Here is a 22,162-nt window from a genome sequence, read left to right as displayed (position 1 = left end):
ACTCCTTGCTCGGTCGGAAGTCGGAACTCCTCGATGAACGCGCCCTGTGTCCCACTCTCGGGTCGGGGCACCACAGTGTTAAGGGCGAGTGAGATCGTGGATCCCCGGCCATGTCCTGCTACAGGGGACGCTATCCCCTGGGTAGGGGCCTCGGCCAGCGCGTGGCTGGGGGTTTGAACGCGAGAGTGGCGTGAAAGACCGGCCGGGGTGCGGAGCGTGACCGCGGATGCTTCGATGACGGACAAGGAGATGTGCGATGCGTGGAGCAGTGCTGTACGGCCCCGGTGACGTGCGCGGTAGCACTGCCGACCCCGGATGGCGCCGAGCTGGTGACTCCGTCCGAGACTGCCACGACGAGGTTCTCGCCCGCACGGCTCGCCCGTCGGACGCGGCTTCGTGCGGCGGGCGCAAGTGCTGACCGTTAGGTGGACGGGTGGTGGCGTAGGTCGGGAAGGGGTCGTGTGATGTCCCATTCGACGACGTTGATGTGGTGTTCGCGGTAGTGGGTCTGTTTGGCGTGTTTGCGGCGTTCGTAGCTGGGGCGTCCTCGGACGCCCCAGACCTCGACGTAGGTGTGGGGTGAGGTGTCGGTGAGGACGCAGTCGGGGAAGACCTGGTCGTCTTTGGCGTCGTAGCGGACTGGTTTGGTGAAGGCGCGGCCGGCGTCGATGAGGTGGTCGGCCATGGTGATCTCGTGGGAGCTGTCGGCCGGGAGGTAGGCGCGGTTAGTGAGCATGACGGCCATGTCGGTGATGGTGAGGTTGCCCTTGGCGGTGCGTTCGACGACGCACAGCGCGATGCGGCGCATCGTGTCGGGTGCCGCTGAGGCGATGGCGGAGAAGGCGGCGGGGTAGGCGCGGGTGACGCGTTCGGTCAGTGCCGCGGTGCTGAAGAGAGCGCCGCGGTGGTGGCGCAAGCGGTAACGCGTGCCATAGCGGGTCGGCGCGGTTTCCTTGATCTCGCCGAGGATCAATCCGCGGCGCTCGACCTCGCCGCGTCTTCCGAGTTGTTCGGAGAAGCGTTGGAATCTCTGGGCTGCCGCGGGTGCGGTGTCGGGCCGATATGGCGGAACGACGTACAGCCGCTCGGTCAGCTCCAGTCCGTTGACGGCGCAATCGGCGGCGATGTGGGCGAGGCGAGCGTGGCAGGTGTACCAGGTCCGGCGCCACCGGGGATGCCACTGGTTCAGCTGGGTCTGCTCCCAGAGCCAGTGCAGCAGGCCGAGCAGCCCGACGGTTCGAAAGGCCGTCGATTGGGCGGACGCCGCCTCGCCGCCGTGCGGAAGGGCAACACCGCGTGGCTGCCGTAGGTCGGTGTCGAGCGGGTGCGTGAGGCGGATGGTGACGCCATTGGCGTCCTCGGTGATCGCTGTGGCGGTGTAGAGCGATCGGCCGGACAGGGAGCCTTCGGGTTTGTGGAAGAAGCAGCCGACGGCGTGCTGGTCGCCTGTTTCTGGCCAGCCGGCCAGGTGGTAGCGCTCGGAGCGAGTCCGGATGACGAGTTTCAGTTCCGGGTTGCGGCACAGGCAGTAGGCATAGCCGACTTCGGCGCGGGCCCGTGCGAGGAGCCGGGCGTAGTTGCCGGGGTTGGTGCGCACGGCCGCCAGGTCCACGACCTGGTCGGCGATGCGGACTCGTCCGGGGAGGGCGTCGTGGAAGCCGGCGTCCGGCTCACGGTCGGCGTCGGCGGCCTCATGTCGGGGGTCGGGCATGGCGCAGATTCCTCACTCGGGGGATGAGGCGTCGTCGCGTCGGCCGCGAGCCTGCGGTCAGGCGGAGTCGGACGAGGCCTCGGGGCCGGGGTATTCCTGAAGCCCTTCGAGGGTGCGGGCGCGGTCGATCATGTCCTGGATCATGCGCAGGGTTTCGGGGGAGAGGCCGGCGGCGCGCATCGCGACGTTCTTGACGGCCTCGTCCTGGAGGGCGAGTTCTGCTTCGTCGCGGGGGCCCTCGTGGTCGGTCGCGGGGTCGCCGTCGAAGAAGTACAGGACGGAGACGCCGAAGAAGTCCGCGAGGGCGGCCAAGTGGCGGCGGGTCGGGTTCGTTTTGACGCCTCGCCGGAGCTGGTTGATGTACGCCTGGGAGATGATCTTGTCTCCGGCGGCGGCGTTGATGGCGTCCGCGACCTGGACGTGGGTGTAGGGCTTGCCGCTGTCCGCGCGCTTGGTCTGAAAGAGGTATTCCAGGCGGCGGGCGAGGAGGCCGGGGTCGGCGGCGGGTTCGGGGGTGGTGTCTTCGGTCATCGGGTGCTCCCTCGGGCTGGTCGCCGACGCGCGTAGGCTTGGCCGAGGAGAGTGCCCACGTAGCCGTTCCGGCGCTCGCGTACACCCCAGTATATCTCAGGTGGTGATGCGGACACCGGCGATGAAGGTGCGGTACCGGTTGGTGCCGGGGGCCATGGAGTCGAACCGGAGCTTGGAGCCGGTCGAGGGCGCGTTGAAGAAGCGGCCGCTGCCTGCGTAGATCCCGACGTGTCCGGGCGCGGCGGCGGTTCCGTTGGAGCCGGGCCAGAACACCAGGTCCCCGACTTGGAGCTGGTTGTAGGGGATGTGCTTGAAGCGCCGGTCCTGGAACTGCAGTTGCGAGGTTCGGGGGAGCAGGACTTTCCCGCCGGTGGCCTTGTAGACGGCGTAGACCGTCAGCCCGGAGCAGTCGAAGCCGCGCTCGCCGGTGCCGAGGGAGTTCTGGCCGGCGCTGGGTCCGCGCTGGTCGCCGCCGCCGTACTGGTAGGGCAGTCCGATCCACTTGGTGGCCTGGGCGAGGATCGCCTTGCCGAGTTCGCTGCCGGACGCCGGGCTGCACGACGCGGCCTTTTGGCGGAGGGCGGTGACGAGCCGGGTGGCGACCTGCTCCCACTGGGCGTAGGCGTCGGGGTGGCCGGACTTCTGCACCGCCTGCGCGGCCTGGGTCAGGGGCATCGTCTGCCAGTTCGGGATCTTGACCAGCCGGCCGTAGAACGCCTTCGAGGCGTAGGTCGGGTCGGTGACCTGCTCGGGGGTGCCCCACCCCTGGGACGGTCGCTGCTGGAACAGCCCGAGGCTGTCGCGGTTGCTCGGCTTGGTGGAGTTGCGCAGCCGGTCCTCCTGCATCGAGGTGGCGATCGCGATGACGGCCGCGCGGGCGGGAAGCTTGAGCTGCACGGAGACCTGATAGATCACCCCGGCGTTCCGGGCCTGCGCGGCGTCGAGGACTTCACCGTGTCCCGCTTTCCAGCCTGAGCCGGTTGTGCCGAGGCAGGCGGGATCGACGGTCTCATTCGAGGTTCCCGACGCGGTGCCCAGTCCCATGCCCAGTACGAGTGCGACGGGTGCGGCGGCGACTGCGGCGGCGACCCCGGCCTTCCCGCTCATCCGCTGATTCCGGGTTCGAGTGCGGACATCGACGACCTCCCGCGCCACCAAGGCGTAAGCTGTAGCAAACGTTGTTGCGGCGAGACCGTAGCGATTCCGTGTTCTGACTGTCAACTATAGCAAGCAGGCGTTGCGCTAGCTGATCAGTGAGTAGCTGATCGCTGAAGCCGCCGCGCCGAGCGCGGAGCCCGCGAGGACCTGGGCGGTCGTGTGGTCGCGCAGTTCGACGCGGGACCAGCCGACGGCCGCGACGACGACGAAGGCGGCGAGCAGGACTGGCCCGTACGCCAGGGCGAGCATCGCCACCGATCCGGCGGATACCGCTCCGTGGACGCTGATCTTCCATCGTGCCGTCACGGCCAGGAGCCCGACTAGGGTGACGATCATCGCGGCCATGAGCGCGAGCATCGCGCGGGGGGCGTGCCCGAGCGTCATCCCCGCCAGGGCGACGGACACGGACGCGATGATCAGGGCCATGATGACGATGCGCTGGGTGCGCACGCCGATGTTGTGGTCGGCGTAGTGGCCTTTGCGGACGCCGCGGGTGATGAGCGCGACCGGGATGACGGCGGCGAACACGATGCCGAACACGCCCCACGCCACGCCGGACCACTGGTCGGAGTGCCAGCCGATCGCGAGCGCCACCACGACGATCCAGGTCTTGGGGTGGAGCCAGTCGGTGAGGATTCGCGCGCTCGTCATGCGGGGCGTTCCCGGCGCGGCGGTGCTGGTCATCGGTGTTCCTTCGAGTGTTCTTCCACGCGCTGGCAGAGGGATGCGGCGACTTGGGCGACGGTGGGGACGCGGGTCATCGCGGCGACGGCGAGAAGGCGTTCGGCCTCTTGGTCGAGGTTGTCGTGTCCTGCGGGCTGGTCGTCGACGGCATCGACGAGCTGGGGAAGGCCGCTGAGGTGGGCAGCGGCGGCGGCGTGGAGCCAGGCGGCCGTGGTCGCGGCGTCCAGGTCGGGCTCGGCGACGCCGAGCTGGGCGAGTTGCGCGCGGGCCCACGCGATGTGCTCGGCGGTGACGTGTCGGCGAAGGGACAGCTGCGCGTCGTGGATTTCGACGACGCGCCGCAGCAAGCGAACGCGCACGTCCTGAGGGAGCGCGTCGGCGGCGCGGCCGGGCCGGCGTCCGAGGACGACGTCGGGGACCGCGGTGGTGAGCCGGTCCCACAGGGGCCGCAGCGCGGACAGCGCCCGGTAGTACCTCCAGTGCGCCAACCCGGTCGCCGCGGCGGGCAGTGTCGTCCCGCCCACGATCAGCAGGATCGCGGCGGCTTCGACGTCGGGCGCCATGTGGGAGACGGTGGTCGGGGGTGCCGTTCGGTCGACGATCGCGGTGATCAGCACGACGCACCGCAGCACCGCGTAGCCGATCCCGAGCGTCGTGCCCAGGCTGAGCAGGACCAGGCCGGTGCGCAGGATCGCGGCGCTGGTCCGGCGGGCTGCCGCGACGAACAGCGCGGTCGCCATGCCCATCGCCAGCCCCAGGTAGACCTCGAAGACAGCCACGTGAGCGGTGGCCAGGCGATCGCCCGCCATGACCTCGTCGAACGGGCCCGGCTTCGGCGAGCTGGCGATGAACAACACCGTGGTGACGACGCCCGTCGCGATGGCGGACGCGACCTGGGCGCGTCGCCGCCGAGCTGTGTCGGCGTCCAGGACGCTGGTGATCCAGGCGAGCACTGACCAGCACGCCGCGATCCCGGCCAGATGCTTGATCATCGTGCCGAGGGCGACGATGCCGGTGGCGGCGCTGATGCGGGCGTCGATCGCGGGCAGCGCGGCGGTGAGCGCCACCGCCAAGAACGCGAAGGTGGTTCCCAGGCCCCGCGTCCACTGTTCCTGGCGAATGCTGGGGAGGCGCCATGCGGTGACGATCCACAGCACGACGACGACGGCGGTCGTCATCGACGGCTGCGGTGCCGGGCGCGGCGGCGGTGTCGCGGGTGCTGCAGCGCGGTTCCCAGCCGCCCGACCCACTGGGTGGCGTCGGCGTTACGCGCGGGCCGGTTGGCGCGTTCCAGAATGAGGGATCCGAGCAGCTCGGCTTCCGCCTCGGCTCGTGAATCGTAGGCGCGGCGCTGGAGCATTGTGCGAAGCAGCGACCCGCTCAGGTCGGGCACGGTATCGACCAGGAAATCGGCGAGGAAATCGGGGCTCACGGCTTCGTCCACCGAAGCACCGTGCCCGAGGACCATGTGCGCGATCTCGTGGAGCACGATCTGGTCGCGGTGCAGGGGGCTCGCCGCCTCGTCGAAGACCACCAGATCGAAATGCGATGTGCCGACCCAGGCTCCGTAGGCGCAGGTACCGCTCGCCGGGGCCTGCATCATCATCGGCATCACCAGCAGCGGCCGACCCCGCATCGACGAGATCGCCTGGCAGTAGTCGTCGATCCGACCGGGGGTCGGCAGCCGTTCCAGAACCGCCTCGCACGCCGCGCGGAGAGCCTTCAGATCGTCCACCCGTAACCTCCTGCAAAAGCGGTGACGCCGCCGCCGGTTGCTGGAGATTAAATGATCTTCGCTGCTTCGCGAAAGAGGACTTTGCTCACGTCAGGGGGTGAGTAAACGGTGGGAACCGCGTAGCCGTAGGGCCTCGCGACGGTTTATTACTCTTTGGTAACGTCGGATTCGGGCAGGCCTTCGAGGCGGCGCGCGTTCTCCACCATGCCGAGGATCGCCCGCAGGCTTTCGCGTGAGAGCCCGGAGGCGCGCAGCGCGATCGTCTTCACCTCGGCATCGCGCAGGGCCGCGACCAGGTCGAGCTGGTCGTCGGTGCGCTGCGCCACGGCGTCGTCGGTGAAGTACTCCACCGAGACGCCGAAGAACTCCGCGATCGCGACGAGGATCTTGTGGCTGGGCGTCGCCCTGGTGCCATTGCGCAGTTGCGACAGGTAGGCGCCCGAAACCAGCTTCTCGCCAGCACGCTCGTTGATCAGGCGCGCGGCCTCCCGGAGGGCGTACGGTCGGCGGTCCTTCGGATGCACCGTGGCGAACAGGTGATCGAGCCGACGCGCGATGACGCTGCCGTCGGAGTCTGGCACTCGCACTCCCTCGTCCGGGACCGACACTGCTGCACTCCTAGGATGCCGCGCTTGCTGTGGCGAATCAAGCGCGCCACGGGCCCCCATCGTGCTTGCCAAAGTTGACACGCATGGTTCTCGCGCCCTATAAACCTCCTCATTCCGTTTGCTGTGGCAACCGCCCTGGTCTTGTTCGACGAGTGAACGTCGGTTGCTGCAGCAGACATCACTCGCCTGAGGAGTTGATCGCGATGTCGTTGCTGCTGTTGCACGACCTGCTCATCCACGCGGGTCCACGGCTGCATGTCCTGGCCGCCGACGTCCTCGACAACCCCGCGCCCATCGACCCGACCAACAGAAGCAAAGGCGTGAGCCTGCTGCTCAGCTACACCAAGTGGGGCGCGCTGATCACCTGCGGCCTCGTCGCCGCCGCGTCGGGCGGGTTGATGGCGTTCGGCACGGTCACCCACCGGCCCGACGCCGCCGACCGCGGGAAAAGGGCCCTGCTGTGGTCGCTCGGCGGAGCGGTGGTCGTGGCGCTGGCGATCCCGATGGTGAACGAGGTCTTCGGGGCCGCCGCGTGAGCGCGCAGCGCGACGAGGACTTCCTGTCGCGCGGTCGCGCCGCCCGGCGCTTCGCCGTGCTGGCGGTGCTCGTCGCGGTTCTGCTCGGCGGGGCGCTGGTGGCCGTGTTCGCGACGCGGGACGCGGCCGCGCCCTCGGGATCGCGGACTGCGCCGCCCGGCCGTGCGGAGCCAACGCCCGTCGAGTCCGCACCGGCCGGCCCGTTTCGGCTCGTGCAGGGCGCGCGGACCGAGCATGGAGTGCCGGTTGGGTACCCACACTCGCTCGCCGGGGCGGTCTCGGCGGCGGTCCACTACTGGGCGCAGATCGCCTCGACGCTCGACGCCCGCCGCGCGGCGGAGATCGCCGGCGCGGTAGCGGACCCATCGTGGCGCGACGCGGCGCGCGAGCTGGCCGAAGGGCCGGCGCAGACCCGTAAAGCGCTGGGGCTCCCCGCCAAGGGAGCGACCGGTGCCGATGTTCTCCTCACTCCGGCGGCCTACCAGGTGCGGAACGCCACCGCCGACTCGGTGACCGTGCTGGTCCTCGGCTATTACCAGACGACCCTGCCGGACGGCGATGTCGATACCCGGATCGGCGTCTACCCGGCGCAGATGCGCTGGGTCGCCGGGGACTGGAAGATGCCGCGCCCGACTCTGAGCGACGATTTCGCCGACCTGCGGGCGGCCCCCGGATCCGATGAGGCTGCGGCCCTGGGCTGGAAACCGCTGTCGGAATGACCTCGACGACGTTCCTTGGAGATTTCAGATGACGTGCAGCCCATCCAACCCCGCCGGATGTTTCGGGGACGTGATCGGCGGTGGGATCAGCAACATCGCGGGCGGGGCGTTCAACTCGATGGTGAAGGCCTTCTCCGCATCGGCCGAAATGCTCCTCGGGCGGCTGGCCAAGGCTTTCGTGGCGTTCCCCGCCGTGACCCTCGACTCGGACGCGGTGCGGGGCGTGTACGCGATGTGCCTTGGGATCGCCGGGGCGGTGGCGGTGTTCCTCCTGCTCGGGCAGGTGATCCGCACCGTGCTCACGCACGACGGGTCCGCGATGGCGCAGGGGCTGACGGGCGTCGGGAAGGCGGCACTGGCGTTCATGCTCACGCTGGTCATCGCGACCACCGCGCTGCGCGCCTCCGACGAGATCGCGGCCTACATCATCAAGCGCTCCTTCGGGTCGACCAAAGCCCTGTCCACACGGCTCGGCAAGGTCGTCACCTACAGCGGCCAGATCACGCAAGCGCCGGCGCTTCTGCTCATCCTCGCGATCGTCGGAATTCTCCTCGCGCTGATCCTGTGGTTCGAACTCCTGCTGCGCAACGCCGCGATCGCGGTCTTGGTCGCGACGTCGCCGATCGCGGCGGCGGGGCAGGTTTCGGAATCCACCCGCGCGTGGTGGACGAAGATGGTGACGGCGACGGCGCAACTCATCTTCCTCAAACCCGTGATCGCTCTGGTGTTCGCCATCGGTTTCAGTCTGACCGGAGAATCCGACGACATTCAGACGCTCCTGTCCGGGATGCTCGTCCTCATCCTCGCGGTCTTCGCTTGGCCCGCGATCGCGAGGTTCTTCGCGTGGGCGTCGGTGGAGGTCGGCGGCACCGCCGGGCTCGGCTCGCTGCTGGGCGTCGCCGCCGGGAAGACGGGCGGCGGCGACGGCGCCCCGAGCGGCCCGCGTCCCGACACGTTCTCCCAGGACGCCGAAGCGCGCACGATGCAGGGCGGCGGTGCCGGTCAGGCCGGTGCGGCGGCAGCGGGCGCGGGCACCGCGGGGGTCCTCGCGGCGGCCGGCAAGGTCGTCGACACCGCGCAGAAGGCGGTCAACGCGCTGTCGGGCGGGATGGACCAGATGGCCGGGCACGCCGGGCTCGGCGGGCGCCCCGCCGGCTACGCGGCCGGGCCGCCGGGGCACGGCCGTCGACACGACGGTCGCCAGCACGGCTCCCCGCCCGGTCCCGAGCCGATCCGCCACCCCGACGCCCGTCAACCCGAGGTCGAACCCCCGGTCCCCGAGCCCTTCCCCGACGCCGAGCCGCCCCCTGACCCCGAACCCGAGTTCGATCACAGCCCCCCGCCCGACCCGCCGACGCAGGACGGTGACCAGCGATGACCGAAGAAGCCAAGGACGAGCCGCGGACCTACTTCGGCTGGCAAGGCGAGAAAGTGGCCTTCATTTTCGGTCTGTCGGGGAGGCGGGCCGCGCTGCTGGGCGGCGCGGTCCTGGCGGCCACCTGGCCGCTCGCCGTCTCCCGGGCCGGGCTGGGCGCGGTGTGCTGGCCGATCGCCGGGCTCCTGCTCATCGCGGCGCTCGCGCGGATCGCGGGCCGCACGCTCGACGAATGGGCGGCCTCGGCGCTCTCGTACGCGTTGCTGCGGATCCGCGACCGGCACAAGTTCCTCTCCGGCGCGTTCGCCCCACGGGCCGACGCCCCGGATGAGCCGGCGCCGATGGACCTCCCCGGCATCCTGGCCCCGATCGAGATCCTTCAGGCGCGGTCGCGTGTCGACGGCCGCGCCCTGGCCATCGCGCACCACCGCCTCGACCGCACCTACACCGCGGTCGCCCGCGTTCGCGTGCCCGGGATCGGCCTCGTCGACTCCACCCGCCGCGACCTGCGCGTTTCCGCGTGGGGCGGACTGCTGAGCGGCCTGTGCACCGAGGGCAACGCGATCGTCCGCGTCCAGGCCTTGCAGCGGCTCGTCCCCAAGTCCGGCGCAGCCCTGCGGCGGTGGCACGAACTGCACGCCGACACCGACGCTCCCGAGGTCGCGACCGAGGTGACCGACGCGCTGCTGGCCACCGCCACCCTGGCGACGTCCCACCGCGAAAGCGTCCTGGCGTTCACGCTGGACCACCGGCGCGCCGCCGCACAGATCAAGGCGGCGGGCGGCGGCACGGGCGGCGCCGCGACCGTCCTGGTCCGCCAGCTCACCGCGCTGACCAGCGCCATGCGCGGCGCGGACCTCCAAGTCGAGGGATGGCTGTCGCCCCGCGACCTGGCCGAAGCGCTGCGCACCGCCTACGACCCGCACTCGGTCCGGTCCCTCGCCGACGAACGCGCGACCGCGACGGCCACGACCGCGTCAGGCGGTCGGCCCCCAGGCGAGCCCGGCGTCGACCCCGCGCTCGCCGGCCCGGCCGCCGCCGAAGCGCTGCCCGGCAGCTACCGGCACGACGGCGCGCACAGCGTCACCTACGTCGTCCACGACTGGCCGCGCAACCAGATCTACTCCACCGCACTGGCGCCGCTGCTGGGCGAGGGCGCGCACCGGCGCGCCTTCTCCCTCTACGTCGAACCGCTCGGCCCGCGGCGTGCCGAGCAGGAGGTCATGCGCGAGAGAACCGCGCGTGACGTGGCGATCCGCATGCGGCAACGCAGCGGGCAGGTGATCCCCGAACACGAGCAGGCCGCCCTCGACCGCGCCCGCGCACAAGACCGCGAGCGGGCCGCCGGACACGGCCTCGTCCGCTTCGCCGCCTACGTGACCGTCACCGTCACCGACCCCGACCTGCTGGACGACGCGTGCGCCGCCCTCGAAGCCGACGCCGCAGCCGCCCGGATCTCGATCCGCCGGATATGGATGGCCCAGGACATCGGCTTCGCGCTGGGCGCCCTCCCGCTCGGCATGGGCCTGCCGCGGAAACGGTGGTGACCGTGAAACTCAAGAGAACACGGACAAGGGTGGACCTGCCCGCCTACGACCTGACCCGAGTCCTTGGAACCCCGACGGCGCACTCCAGCACCGCGCGCCACCGCGCCGAGAACGACCGGGCGAACCGAAACGTCCCCCCGCGGCGCGGACACAACACGCCGTTCGGCGGGCGCGCGCCCTACCGTCCGCAGATCCCGGTCTTCCGCGGCTCGACCGGCCAGGTGCAGGGACTCTACCCCTGGCTGTACGGGGGATCGCTGCCACCGGCCGGGGCCTACATCGGCGTCGACTGCCTCACCGGCGGAGCGTTCTCCTGCCACCCCATCGAATGGCTCCACCGCGGACTGATCACCAACCCGAACCTTCTCGTCACGGGCGTTCCAGGCGCGGGCAAGTCCGCCACGATCAAAGCACTGATCCTCCGGCTGGCCGCTTACGGCGTGAAAACGTTCGTACTCGGCGACATCAAGAACGAATACGCCCGCCTCGCACGCGCGTTCGGCGTCGAGCCCGTCGAAATCGGCCCGGGACTCACCGCGCGCCTGAACCCGCTGGACGCCGGTCCGCTCGGCGCCAACCTGCCCGCAGGCCGCGACGCGCTGCGGACCCGGCTGGAGGAAATCCACCGCCGCCGCATCACCCTGCTGTCCTCCCTGATCACCATGCGGCTCGGCCGGGACCTGACGCCCAGCGAGGAGGCGGCGGTGAGCCTGGCGATCCAGCACGCCTCCGGGCAGGCCGACGGCGCGACCACGCTGGTGGACCCGACGATCCCGCAGGTGTGGGAACTGCTGCGCGACCCGCTTCCGGACATGGCGATGGAGATGCGGGTCGCGGGCTGCGACATCGAGACGCTGCGGGAAATGATCCGCCCGGCCGGGGACGCGCTGGGCAACATGGTCCGCGGCTCCCTCTCCGGTTTGTTCGACGGCCCGACCAGTGTCCGGATGGACTTCGACGCCCCGCTGCAGACCGTCGATCTGTCGAGGATCGACGGCCGCGGCGACGAAACGGTCGCGATGACGCTCGCGTGCGTCTCCAGTTGGGGGCAGGCGGCGATCGACGACGCGGACGGACCCGTCCGGCTCGTCGTGCGCGACGAGCTGTGGCGGGCCATGCGGATACCCGCGATGGTGCGCAAGCTCGACTCCGACCTGCGCCTGTCCCGAGCCCAGGGCACGATCCAGGTTCTCGCGACGCACCGCTTGGCGGATTTCGAAGCCGTCGGTCCCGAAGGCTCCGCGGAAGTCGCCATCGCACGCAACCTCGTCTCCTCGTGCGACGTGCGAATCTGCCTGCGCCAGGACACCACGCCGCTGGCGATGACGCGGGACGTGATTGGCTTGACCGACACCGAGTGCGCCCACATCGCCGCCTGGAGCGGAGAGCAGCTCGGCCGCGCGGTCTGGAAGATCGGCCGACGCGCCAGCCACGTCGTCCAGGTCGTCCTCACCCCCCAAGAGAAGCGGCTGACCTGGACCAACGAGCGGATGGCGCTCTGATGAGAAGCCACGACAGCGAGACCCGCTTCATGGACGGCCCGCTCGACGCTGCGGTCCTCGGCGTCCTGGCCGTCCTGCTCACCGCCAATCTCGGAACGTGGGTGGCAGGGCAACTCGCCGGCACGCTGTTCGCGGCGTCCTGGCCGCCGGTCAATCCGGGCCAGACGTTCGGTGTTCTGGCGCGCCTCCCGCACCATCTGGCCGACCCGAAGAAAGCATGGCCCTCGACGGCGCGCGACTCCCTCCCCGGCCCCGTCGGAATGTGGACCGCCGCGATCATCACCGCAGCCGTGTTCACGGCGGGCGGAGCAGCCGGCATTCGCCGGTACCTCGCCGGGCGATCGCACCGCGGGTTCGCCTCGCGCCGCAACCTCACGCGCGCCCTGTCGGAGAAGGCAGTCCTCGCTCGGGGCATGACCCTTCGCCCGAGCCTGGCGAACACCGCCTACTCCGTGACGGACGTCGGCGTGCGCCTCGGCCGCGCATCCGGCATGCCGCTCGCGATCTCCGCTGAGAACAGCGTCCTGCTGATGGCCGCACCCCGCCAGGGCAAAACCAGCCAGGTGATCATCCCGTGGCTGCACCACTGGCCCGGTCCGGCTCTGGTGACCTCGGTCCGCACGGACGTCCTTCAGGCGACGGCAGCCCTACGTGCGACCGAGGGACGACCCGTCGCGGTGATGGCACCGACGGGAATGGCGGCCTGGCCGGACCTGGTGCGCTGGTCGCCGACCTCGGGGTGCGAAGCGTTCGACAAAGCGCGCGCGAGGGCTGACGTCATGGTGACGGTCGGCAAGAACAGCACGGCTGACTCAGGCAACGCGGCCTTCTTCGGGATGACCGCGACGAACCTCCTGGCCGGCTGGCTGCACGCCGCCGAACTGTACGGCCGACCCATGGACGACGTCCTGCGGTGGGCCCTCAACGAGCGCGTGGACGAGCCGGTGAAACTTTTGAGGGATCATCCGCGCGCCGCACCGGGTGTCGCGGCGATGCTCGACGCTGCTTACCGGTCGCCGGAAGGAACCCGCTCCAACCTGTGGACCACCGTCCAAACGGCGATCGCGCCGCTTCTTGCGGAAACTGCTCGCGCCACGTTCTCACCTCCGGCCGGAAAAAGCTTCGACATCGAAGAATTTCTGAGGCAGCGAGGGACGATCTACCTTTTGGTCTCCGACAAGCAGGCCGGCGATCTCGCCCCGCTCATCGCCAGCTTCGTCGACGAGATCACCGAGCAGGCGAAACGACTGGCCGACAAGGCGAGGGCCGGACGACTCGACCCGCCGCTCGCCATGTTCTGCGACGAAGTAGCAAACGTCGCGCCGCTCCCCGATCTCCCCGCACTGATGTCCTATTCCGGCGGGACTGGCATCTTCATCGTCGCCGTCCTCCAGGAAATGGCACAGGCAACCCTCCGCTGGGGACAGGACGGTGCAGCGATGATCTGGGGTGCGTCTACGGTGAAGATCGCGCTCGGCGGCCTCAGCGGAGACGAACTCAGGAAGTTGTCCGAACTCGCAGGCGAATACCGCGAGACGCAGCTCAGCCACCAGTGGGGAAGCTCGGGGCGCACGGTTCAATCAAGCTTGGCCGACAGAAGAACTCTGCGGCCGGACCAGGTCCGAACCCTCGACGATAGGCGCCGAGAGGCGCTAGTCATTCACGCAACAACACCACCGGTCATCGCGCGCATGCAACGCCACTACGAAAGTCCCGATGCGGCTGATTACGCACGGTCGATGACGGAGACAACGCGGCTGATGCGCGCTTTGGATAGTGTTCCAGACGCCGAAAGCACCTCCTCTCCAAAAGGGGAACCTGCCCCGTGACGGAATCTGAAGGACATTCCCTTCCCCGGTTGAAACCGAGGACGAGCCTACGCGCGGGCCGACGGAGCACAGTAGACCTCAATTTCCTACGCCGCCGTAGATGTGAACCCGCGCCCGCGCCGAAAACGCGCCACTTCGCGGAGTGGCACGCTATGGACTCGGTGGAACGACAGGCGGCATGGAAAGATCTGGTCGCCTGGGTGACATGGCTGCACGACCGATACGAACTGGGAATGGAAGAACGGCTGCCACCGTGCTGGGCCGAGCATCCTGGACTGATCGAAGAGTTCTACGCATTGAAAGCGTGGCGCGAGGAGATCTACGAATCGGCGCAGCCGTCCGGGCAGGCGGCCCGATACTGGCACGCTGAGATGCGGCAGACGATCCACGCGGCCCTGACGTTCTATGCCGCAGGTTGCCGCGCCGAACACCAAGGCGCCACGGATCCAGCTCAGGCGAACGACCGATTGCAGCGTCGTTGGGCCGCGGCCGACCACACCGCGGGAATACCGAGTCATCTTCTCCGACCTTCACGCACTTCCTCGCGACCCGACAGCGACGTGTTCCTGACGAACGCAACGATGGGCCAGAACCGGCTCGTCGGCCGAGTCCAGCCGCTCAGCCAGACGGTTCACAACATCGTCCGCTACGACGGTTCGTGGTGGGTCTCTACCAATGGTGGCTGGCTGCGTGTGACCGACACCGACATGGCCGCGAAATGCAACGAACGCGCTGAGGTATTGGCGCGCGCGGATGCTGCGGTCGCACGCCGTCAAGCGCGCGAGACCACCGCATCGTACGAACGGGGATAGCAATGGCAACTACGTCCTACATTCTCGAAGAGCAGGTTCTAGGCGGGCTGGCCTACGAACCATCGAGGGCCTACGACCTGCCGGAATTGAACGCCGACCATTTCTCAGACCAAGAGAACGCCCTCCTCTACCGGAGTTTCCTGCGAGCACGCGCACAAAATCCCGGGCTTGTCGGAACTGGCCTAGCCGAGACGATGGCGGACCTAAGCACCCTCCCAGGCGCGAAGACCCGCATCATCAACCTCGCGCTGTCGTGTGAAAACGTCGCAGCGACGGTCGAGAACGCCCAGCAGCTCATCGACTACTCCGTCCATCGGGAACTCGTTTCGATGGCCAATCGAATCTCCTACCTCGCAGCTGGAAGCGATCGCACCGCGCACATGACCAACATGATGCGCGGCTGGGCTCAGGAGATCACACAACACCTATCGCCGGGGGCTCAGGTCGCGCCGCATCCGCTGAGTCCGCGCGCGTACATGGAGGAATTGATACTCGCCGACCTGATCCAAGATCCCGGTCTCGTGTCCGACCTGGCTGACTGGCTCCCCGCCGATGCATTCTTCTCCCCGAACCGCCAGGAGATATATCAAACCCTGCTGAACATCTCCGACTGCGGCCCGCCGCACCAGTCGAACTTTCCGATCGAGCAGCACCTCAAGATGGCGCGGGCCGGGAATTTCGAGACCGTCGCCATGGTGCCGTCGCTGATTGAGCAGTTCAGTTCTGTCAACCAGGTCCCCTACATCGCGCACTTGGGGGCCACGCCGATCGAGCGCGGGTCGTCCATTGAGACTGCGCGCGACCTCCTGGCGCTTCACCTTCGCCACGTCGACGGACCAGTGCGCAGGGAAGGCGGTGGCGAACGTCCGCTGCTGCACCAGGGCGTCGCGTTCACCGCCCCGGAGATCGCGCACCGAGCCCAGACGATCCAACCGCTGCGTCTCGACGACTTCCCTCTCTACTAGTCCAGGGGTGCCTCGTGCCCGATCTCCTCCACCGCGTCGAAGAACAACTGCTCGGCGCGCTGATCCACGACCCGAGCCTCGTCGTGGACGTCCCATACCTACGTGCGAGCGACTTCGGTGATCCAGACCATGCCTTGATCTTCGAGGCGCTTCTGGCAGAGCGCTCCGATGGCTCGCGGGTTTACGGGATCGAGATGGCAGAACGCATCGTGACCCGCTCTGGGCACGCTCATATCACCGAAACGAGGCTGACGGAATTGGTGCTCAACGCGCCGGATGTCGTTTCGATCGGGGCCTACGGCCGGATGCTCCAGGAGGCGGCGCTGTACGCCGACCTCGCGCGGCACGCCGAACGCCTCGCACGGACCGCTGGTACGGAGCGAGACGCGACCTCCCAGCACAAGCTTGACCTTTCGCAAGCCCTTAGCGCACACAACTCCCGATTCGAGGCTGCGCTTCGCACGACCTTCGCCGATGGGGCGATCGACCAGGACACGCGCCTGATCCGGGAGGACTACGTTCTCGCCGACCTAGTCCAGCACCCCGAGCAGGTCCAAGAGGTCGACTGGCTGGACCGTAATCTCTTCAGCGCGGGAAGACGCGAGATCTTCGATGCAATCATCGAGGTCGACCGATACGGGGAACCCGTGAACGACCTGACCGTGGCATGGGAACTCGTGCGAACCCGAGCGGCGAACGACTTCATTGACCGCACCACCGAACCCACAACGATCGCTCCCGGCCATCTAGCGAGACTAGCGAGCATTCCGGTTCAGGCGGGGATCGCGGTGGAACTCGGGCGCGAGATGATGAGCGATCACATACGGACCACGTTGACGACTGAGATCACGCGTACGGATCCGGCGCTCAACTTCCAACAGGCGAATCTCAGCCGAACCCAAGAAATGCGGGCACCGCTGCTCTCTCCGCCCGACCGGAACCTCGGCATCGATGGGCCGGAACTGCGCCACTAGGAGGGCGACCGTGGATTCTGAATCTTCCGATCGCCTCACCATCATCAGCCACGCTGAGATGTCCAGGGCGGTCGATGAAGGCCGGGTGCAGGACCTCGCTCGAAGCATTCCGTTCATCCGCAAGTACGAGGAAGGTTGGTGGGTCGCATACGAAGGCGGATGGATCCGTGCGGATCCGCTCCTGGCGGAGATGCTGGAGAGGGATTCGCGTCGGCTGATGGAGCAGGAAAAGATTTCAGCACTCGATCGTAAGGGGATTGAAGGCGAGGTGGGAAGCGTATAGACGGTTCTGACTTTTTATATGCGTGGTATGTCGCCGGTCTTGAAATGGTGTGCAATGATGAAGAAGGTTTCAGGTTTCGCTGCGGTGATGGCGCTGCTATTCATGCTTCAAGCATGCATGGGGGTGAAGAGCGAGGAAGCCGCCGTGACGGCCTCACCGACGTCCTCTTCGACGGTTCCCTCTCCCACGTCGCCATCGACGCCCGCGGCTTCGAGCGACGCTAGGCCGCGGACAACGACGTCGCGCCGCGGAACGGTGAACCCCAGCCTCGTGAAGGCGGCAAAGTGCATGAGGTCCCGAGGGTGGACGGTTCCCGACCCGCAGCCCGGAGACATGGTCGTCGCGCCGAAGAACGTGTCCCCTGCAGACGCAGCCCGAGCTAACAAGGACGCGGAGGAGTGCGCGAAAGACGCTTACGATCCGTTCTAAGTGGCTTGCAGGGGCCCGGTGGGCGCGGGTCCGTCGCCCGGCTCGGTGACTCCTCGAAGAGATGGTCGTCGGCGCGCGTGGAGACCATGTCAGCTCCGCGCGCGTTCGGCGGGTCCAGGGAGGTGAGCCTATTGCGGCGTGCGGGCGCGGTGTCGCAGTTTCGCTGCAAGGTTCGGTTTTCCGTCATGGTCGGCGAGTTCGGCGAGTGCCTTTAGTGCTTCGCTTTGTCCGGTGTCGCTTGCGATCTGGTGCATGGTGTTGAGCGCCATTGTGGCGAGTTGGCGGGCGTTGGGTGTCCCTGGGGGCATCGCGCGGGCGAGCAGGATCAGTGCTCGTGCCCGGTCGTAGCGGTCGGTGGTCGGTTTGAGCAGCAGGTGTGCGCGTTCCGCGGCCCGGGCGGCCTCGATGTTGTTGCCTGTGGCGAGGTGGAGGTCGGCGAGGTCGTTGGAAGTGAGTGCGGTGTGGCGGTCGTCGGCGAGGCGCTGGTAGTCGCGGAGGGCGTGGCGCAGGAGTTGGTAGGCGCTGGTTGGGTCGCCGGCTTCCCGTGCGGTCCAGGCCAGACGTCGCCGGGTGCCTGCGACGCGGCGGTCGTCGCCGAGCGCGGCCCACACCGTGAGGGCTTCTGTGAACTGGGTGCGTGCTTCGTCCAGGTCGGTGGCCTGGCCGGTCGCGCGGTAGCGCTCCAGGTGGTCGCGTCCGATCCGGTTGAGCATCGTGGCCTGGGCGGCGCGGTCGCCCAGGGCGCGGGCCGCGGTGAGCCCGAGCTGGTCGAAGTCGGTTTGGTCGGTGCGGGCGGCGCGGTGCTGGACGGCGGGCCACACGGCGGTGGCGAGTTGGAGGGCGCGGACGTGGTCGCCTGATTGGTGGGCTTGGCGGGCGATGGCGTGCAGGTCGGGGGACCGGGTGTCGAGCCAGTCCAGCGCGGCGGCGGGCGTCGTGGCTTGGTCGAGCGGTGGTACGTCGGGCGGAACGGTCGGTGCGGGCAGGCGCCGGTACGGGGCGGCGGTTCGACTGGCGTGCAGGGCGGCGGCCGCCGCCCAGGCCGCGAGACGGTTCAGCGCGGCCGACCGGTTCGCCGCCGATTCCTCGGCCGCGCGACGGCCCGCGTGCTCCCGGACCGGGGAGGGGAGGCGGTACTGCTCGCCGGGCTGGTCCTGAAGGAGGTTCGCGTCGGTCAGGGCGTCCAGGGTGGCGGCGGCGGTGTCGAGCGGGTCGCCGGTGAGCGCTGCGGCGACGGCGGCGTCGAGCGTCTGCCCGGGGTACAGGCCGAGGAGCCGGTACAGGCGTTGCGCGGCGGGTGGCAGTACCTCGTAGGACTGGTCCAAGGCGTCGTCCATCCCGGCCTCCTCGGGCAGGGGCGGTCGCGTGGACCGTGGGGTGAGGCCGGCCAGGCTGCGGTGGGGACGGGCGGCGAGGCCGGCGGCGATCGCGGTCAGGGCGAGCGGCACACCCCCGACGCGCCGCACGATCCGAACTGCGGCGGTGCGGTCGGCGTCGACCCGGTGCCGGCCGATGCGGTCGGCGAGCAGGTCCAGCGCCGCGGCGGTGTCCAGCGGCGGCAGCAGGACCAGTTCGGCGCCGACGGCGCCGAGCAGGCGGTCCAGCCGCGAGCGGCTGGTCACGATGGCCGCGCCGGGCGGGGAGGGCAGCAGCGGGACGACCTGGTCGGCGGACGCGGCGTCGTCCAGCACGACCAGGACGGGCCGGGCGGCGGTGAGCGTGCGGTACTGCGCGGCGCGCTCGTCGAGCGATCTGCCGATCCGGGTCTCGCGGACGCCCAGGGCACGCAGGTGGAAGGCCAGGACGTCGCTGGGATGAGCGGCCGGTAGGCGGCTGTGCCCGCGAAGGTCCGCCCACAAGGCCCCGCCTGGGTAGGAGTCGGCGTGGTCCCATGCGCAGGCGAGCGCCACGGTCGTTTTGCCGATCCCCGGGCCGCCGCTGATCAGCACGGTCGGTGCGGTCGCCGGGTGGCGCGTGGCGGCCAGGACCGTGGCCAGCGCCGCGCGGGCCTCGTCCCTGTCGACCACACGCGGCGGGGAAGGGAGTTGGCGCGGCACCGGCGCCGGTTCGGCGGCGTGGAAGTGCATGGTGCCCACGCGGACGTCGCCGCCGGCCTGCACGACGGTCCCGACGGTGTCGGCATGGACGCTCCGCGACCCCGACGTCGTTCTCCGGCGAGGCCCGGTGCTCATGAATCAGCCGTCGTTTCCGGGGTGAAGAGCCAGCTCGGGTCGAGGCCTTGGAGCGCGGTGAAGACGTCGGGACGGATGGTTCCCTTGCGTGCTTTGACGCGCTCGGCGCTCAGCCATTGCCGGAAGTCCTCGCCTTCGGGTCGTGGGCTGGGCAGCCGTGATCCCCGAGGCCGGGGCAGGTGGCCGTGTTTGTTGGCGTAGGCGGCGGCCAGTTCGAGGTTGCGGGCGCGCCGGGCGGTGGCGGAGACCGGCCGCCAGGAGGTGCTGATCGCGTCGAGTTTCGCCGCGATCCGCGTGGCGCTGGCGGCCTTGTCCCGCACTGATTGTTTGCGTTTCGCCAGGTAGGCGCCGAGGGGGTAGTCGTCTCCGCAGGTGTCGGGTGTGCACAGGTGGCCGGGAGGGACCGCCAGCGTGCGGTGCGCGCGGTAGTGGTGCCGCGCGGCGATGACGCCGCGCAGGAGCGCGGCGTCCTTGATGTTCCAGACCATCCCGATCCGGGTCAGCGCCGCCGCGACGTCGCTGGTCGCGCCCTCGGCGGTGCTCCTGGCGCGTTTGGCGTGGAGGGCTTCGCCCAGCGGGTACCCGTCGGGGGCGACGTAGTCGCGGTCGGGGAGCAGGTGGCCGTGCTCGGCGGCGAAGGCCCGGGCCGCGCGCAGCAGGATCTGCCCGACCGTCAGGAACCAGGTCGGGTCCACCTCGTTCAACCGTTCCTTGCGTTCCCGGTCGAGCTGACCGCGCGTCAACGCCTTGCGCTGGTCGACGATCCAGGTGTGCAGGCGGACTTCGCCGTGGGTCCAGTCGCGCGGGATCTTGTGGAGGCCGGCGGGGCTGTGTTCCGCCCAGGCGCGCGCGGCTTGGCAGCCTTTGCGCCAGCGCCGGTCGGTCTCGCTCTCCCACGGGCCGAGGGCGCGCAGCAGGTGCTTTCGCTCCTGGTTCAACTCGTCGAAGTCCTTGTGCTGCAGGTGCAGCCAGCGGCCGAGCGTCAGGCCGGACGCGGTGCGGTAACTGCTGGGGATCTCCAGGTGCCCGTGCTGGTCCAGGTACGCGCGCGCGGCCCCGTAGAACTCCATCCAGGAGGGGGTCGTGGTGCGCACCGCCCGCACCCAGATGGCTTGTGCGAAGCCGTCGGGCACGCGGCGGCCGGTCACGGTCAACCAGTCGGGAACCAGGCTCGTGTCCGTCGCGTCCGCGCCGTCGACCTCCGCTCTCCCCAGCCGCTGCCGTTCGGCGTCCAGGGCCGCCTCGACGCGGTCGTCGCAGGCGCGCAGCGCCAGCAGCACCCGCCAGAGCTGTTTGAAACGCGAGCCGTCCAGCACCGCTTCGGGGGACTCGTCGGGGCCGACGAGGACCGGAACGATGATCTTGGCGATCTTGTCGTCGCGGCCTCCGGTCCGCAGCGCGCGGCCGATGATCTGGATGATGTCGACGACCGAGGAGCGGGCGTCGACGAACGCCACGCCGTCCACGCTCGGAATGTCGACGCCCTCCGACAGCACCCGCGCGTTGCTGACGACCCGCAGCCCCTCGCCGGACCCGCCGCGCAGCCCGTCCAGGACCGCGCGGCGGACCCCCGAGTCCTGGTCGCCGTGGACATGCCAGGCCGCGATGGTCGCCGGCCGCTCGCCGGGCGGCAGCAGCTCCCAGGTCTGCGGCAGTGCCTGCGCCCAGCCGCGCGCCGCCGCGTTGCGGTTGTGGAAGGTCAACAAGGCGCGGATATCGTGCTCGGCGGCGGCGCGCAGGACCGCGACCTGCTGCGCCAGCACCTGCGGTGCCAGCGCGGTCCGCCCCACCCTCAGCGACTGCAGGGCATCGCGCGGGTCGACGCCGAGGCGGTTCAGCATGTCCCAGTCGACGATCGGGCACAGCAGCCGGAAGTCCGCCAGGAGCCCCCGCCGGATGGCCTCGCCGGTCGACAGCCGGAACACCACCCGGCCGAAGACCTTCTCGTCGTCCATCGACACGCGCTCGTCGGCGTCCCCGGCGATGCGCGGAGTCGCGGTCATGTAGAGCCGGCGTGCCGCCGGAACCGCGACGTCGTCGTGGACGACGCTCCACGCCTGCCCCGCGCGGCCCGCGGTGCGGTGCGCCTCGTCGGCGACGACCAGCTCCCACCCGGGCAGCCCGTGCCGGGCGTGCGCGGCGACCAGCACCGGAAGGCTGTGGTACGTGCACACCACGGTGATCCGGCCGGCGCCGCCGGTCGCGGCGGCGAGCACGTCGGGCCGCGTGGTCACCGTGCCGGGAAGCTCGAGCCCGTCCGCCGACAGGATCTCGGTGTCGGAGCAGACGACCACCAGGCGGCCGGCGCCGCCGACCCCGCGGAACGCCGCGACCATCTGCGAGGCCAGATCCAGCGTCGGGACCAGCACGAGCACGCGGCCGCCGGGCACCAGGTCGCGGGCGGCGGTCGCGGCGATCCGGGACTTGCCGGTGCCGCACGCCGACCACAGCAGCGCACGACCCCCGCCGCCGAGTTCATCGGTGATCGCGCGGACGGCGGCGGGCTGGTGCGCCCACCGATCGGCCGCAGACATCCTCTCGCCGCCGGACGAGCCTTCATCGAGCGCGAGCA

The 22,162-nt window shown here is 69.7% G+C and carries 20 protein-coding genes; 10 read left to right on the top strand and 10 right to left on the bottom strand.

What is annotated here, in order from left to right; all coding sequences use genetic code 11:
* Nucleotides 1-421 precede the first annotated feature (421 nt).
* From G339_RS0118305 to G339_RS0118275, 7 genes are all read right to left on the bottom strand, one after another.
* Entirely contained in the window at nucleotides 422-1,711 is a 1,290-nt protein-coding gene (locus G339_RS0118305; protein WP_019632534.1) for a DUF1173 family protein, read from the bottom strand.
* Nucleotides 1,712-1,768: 57 nt separating this feature from the next.
* A complete protein-coding gene (locus tag G339_RS0118300; protein ID WP_019632533.1) occupies nucleotides 1,769-2,242 on the bottom strand; it encodes a helix-turn-helix domain-containing protein in 474 nt (157 codons plus the stop codon).
* A gap of 96 nt (nucleotides 2,243-2,338) precedes the next feature.
* Nucleotides 2,339-3,139 (bottom strand): C40 family peptidase, encoded by an 801-nt coding sequence (locus G339_RS34295; protein WP_169514764.1) that lies wholly within the window; start codon nucleotides 3,137-3,139, stop codon nucleotides 2,339-2,341.
* Between the two features lie 345 nt (nucleotides 3,140-3,484).
* Nucleotides 3,485-4,084: a hypothetical protein gene (locus G339_RS0118290; protein WP_019632531.1), complete on the bottom strand. Its 600-nt coding sequence runs from the start codon at nucleotides 4,082-4,084 to the stop codon at nucleotides 3,485-3,487.
* Nucleotides 4,081-5,262, bottom strand: a complete 1,182-nt coding sequence (locus tag G339_RS36890) for an MAB_1171c family putative transporter (RefSeq protein WP_019632530.1) — start codon at nucleotides 5,260-5,262, stop codon at nucleotides 4,081-4,083. The genes G339_RS0118290 and G339_RS36890 overlap by 4 nt, the downstream gene beginning before the upstream one ends.
* Nucleotides 5,259-5,819, bottom strand: coding sequence for a M48 family metalloprotease (locus G339_RS0118280; RefSeq protein ID WP_019632529.1), 561 nt, complete (start codon nucleotides 5,817-5,819; stop codon nucleotides 5,259-5,261). The genes G339_RS36890 and G339_RS0118280 overlap by 4 nt, the downstream gene beginning before the upstream one ends.
* Nucleotides 5,820-5,965: 146 nt before the next feature.
* Nucleotides 5,966-6,400 (bottom strand): helix-turn-helix domain-containing protein, encoded by a 435-nt coding sequence (locus G339_RS0118275; RefSeq protein WP_019632528.1) that lies wholly within the window; start codon nucleotides 6,398-6,400, stop codon nucleotides 5,966-5,968.
* A 230-nt stretch (nucleotides 6,401-6,630) separates the two neighbouring features.
* Here G339_RS0118275 and G339_RS0118270 point away from each other — a divergent pair, with 230 nt between their 5' ends.
* From G339_RS0118270 to G339_RS0118230, 10 genes are all read left to right on the top strand, one after another.
* Nucleotides 6,631-6,963 carry a hypothetical protein gene (locus G339_RS0118270; RefSeq protein WP_033323573.1) on the top strand — a complete coding sequence of 111 codons (333 nt, stop codon included), beginning with the start codon at nucleotides 6,631-6,633 and terminating at the stop codon, nucleotides 6,961-6,963.
* Nucleotides 6,960-7,682: a DUF8175 domain-containg protein gene (locus G339_RS0118265; RefSeq protein WP_019632526.1), complete on the top strand. Its 723-nt coding sequence runs from the start codon at nucleotides 6,960-6,962 to the stop codon at nucleotides 7,680-7,682. The genes G339_RS0118270 and G339_RS0118265 overlap by 4 nt, the downstream gene beginning before the upstream one ends.
* 28 nt (nucleotides 7,683-7,710) lie before the next feature.
* The gene (locus G339_RS0118260) at nucleotides 7,711-9,060 is read left to right on the top strand and encodes a TrbL/VirB6 family protein (protein ID WP_157407857.1); all 1,350 of its coding nucleotides are present in this window, start codon (nucleotides 7,711-7,713) and stop codon (nucleotides 9,058-9,060) included.
* Nucleotides 9,057-10,604, top strand: a complete 1,548-nt coding sequence (locus G339_RS0118255; protein ID WP_019632524.1) for an SCO6880 family protein — start codon at nucleotides 9,057-9,059, stop codon at nucleotides 10,602-10,604. Before G339_RS0118260 ends, G339_RS0118255 begins: the two co-directional genes overlap by 4 nt.
* A 29-nt stretch (nucleotides 10,605-10,633) precedes the next feature.
* Nucleotides 10,634-12,106: a VirB4 family type IV secretion system protein gene (locus G339_RS0118250; protein WP_019632523.1), complete on the top strand. Its 1,473-nt coding sequence runs from the start codon at nucleotides 10,634-10,636 to the stop codon at nucleotides 12,104-12,106.
* A complete protein-coding gene (locus G339_RS34285) occupies nucleotides 12,106-13,935 on the top strand; it encodes a type IV secretory system conjugative DNA transfer family protein (protein ID WP_019632522.1) in 1,830 nt (609 codons plus the stop codon). Before G339_RS0118250 ends, G339_RS34285 begins: the two co-directional genes overlap by 1 nt.
* A 152-nt stretch (nucleotides 13,936-14,087) precedes the next feature.
* Nucleotides 14,088-14,747, top strand: coding sequence for a hypothetical protein (locus G339_RS38965; RefSeq protein ID WP_157407855.1), 660 nt, complete (start codon nucleotides 14,088-14,090; stop codon nucleotides 14,745-14,747).
* 2 nt (nucleotides 14,748-14,749) lie between these two features.
* Complete coding sequence (locus G339_RS0118240) at nucleotides 14,750-15,712, top strand: DnaB-like helicase N-terminal domain-containing protein (RefSeq protein WP_019632521.1); 963 nt, start codon at nucleotides 14,750-14,752, stop codon at nucleotides 15,710-15,712.
* Nucleotides 15,713-15,726: 14 nt separating this feature from the next.
* A complete protein-coding gene (locus tag G339_RS0118235) occupies nucleotides 15,727-16,686 on the top strand; it encodes a DnaB-like helicase N-terminal domain-containing protein (RefSeq protein WP_019632520.1) in 960 nt (319 codons plus the stop codon).
* Nucleotides 16,687-16,696: 10 nt separating this feature from the next.
* Nucleotides 16,697-16,969, top strand: a complete 273-nt coding sequence (locus G339_RS0118230; protein WP_019632519.1) for a hypothetical protein — start codon at nucleotides 16,697-16,699, stop codon at nucleotides 16,967-16,969.
* A gap of 107 nt (nucleotides 16,970-17,076) precedes the next feature.
* Here the strand turns inward: G339_RS0118230 and G339_RS34280 are convergent, their stop codons facing one another.
* The 3 genes from G339_RS34280 to G339_RS34275 all read right to left on the bottom strand — a co-directional run bounded on the left by G339_RS34280 (nucleotide 17,077) and on the right by G339_RS34275 (nucleotide 22,124).
* Nucleotides 17,077-17,259, bottom strand: coding sequence for a hypothetical protein (locus tag G339_RS34280; protein WP_019632518.1), 183 nt, complete (start codon nucleotides 17,257-17,259; stop codon nucleotides 17,077-17,079).
* Nucleotides 17,260-17,526: 267 nt separating this feature from the next.
* Nucleotides 17,527-19,590, bottom strand: coding sequence for a tetratricopeptide repeat protein (locus G339_RS0118220; protein WP_019632517.1), 2,064 nt, complete (start codon nucleotides 19,588-19,590; stop codon nucleotides 17,527-17,529).
* Complete coding sequence (locus G339_RS34275; protein WP_169514763.1) at nucleotides 19,587-22,124, bottom strand: DEAD/DEAH box helicase; 2,538 nt, start codon at nucleotides 22,122-22,124, stop codon at nucleotides 19,587-19,589. Before G339_RS34275 ends, G339_RS0118220 begins: the two co-directional genes overlap by 4 nt.
* Between the last annotated feature and the right edge of the window lie 38 nt (nucleotides 22,125-22,162).

The sequence above is a fragment of the Actinomadura atramentaria DSM 43919 genome (genome assembly GCF_000381885.1).
In the GTDB taxonomy this organism is placed as follows: domain Bacteria; phylum Actinomycetota; class Actinomycetes; order Streptosporangiales; family Streptosporangiaceae; genus Spirillospora; species Spirillospora atramentaria.
This window is presented reverse-complemented; position numbering and strand designations above follow the sequence as displayed.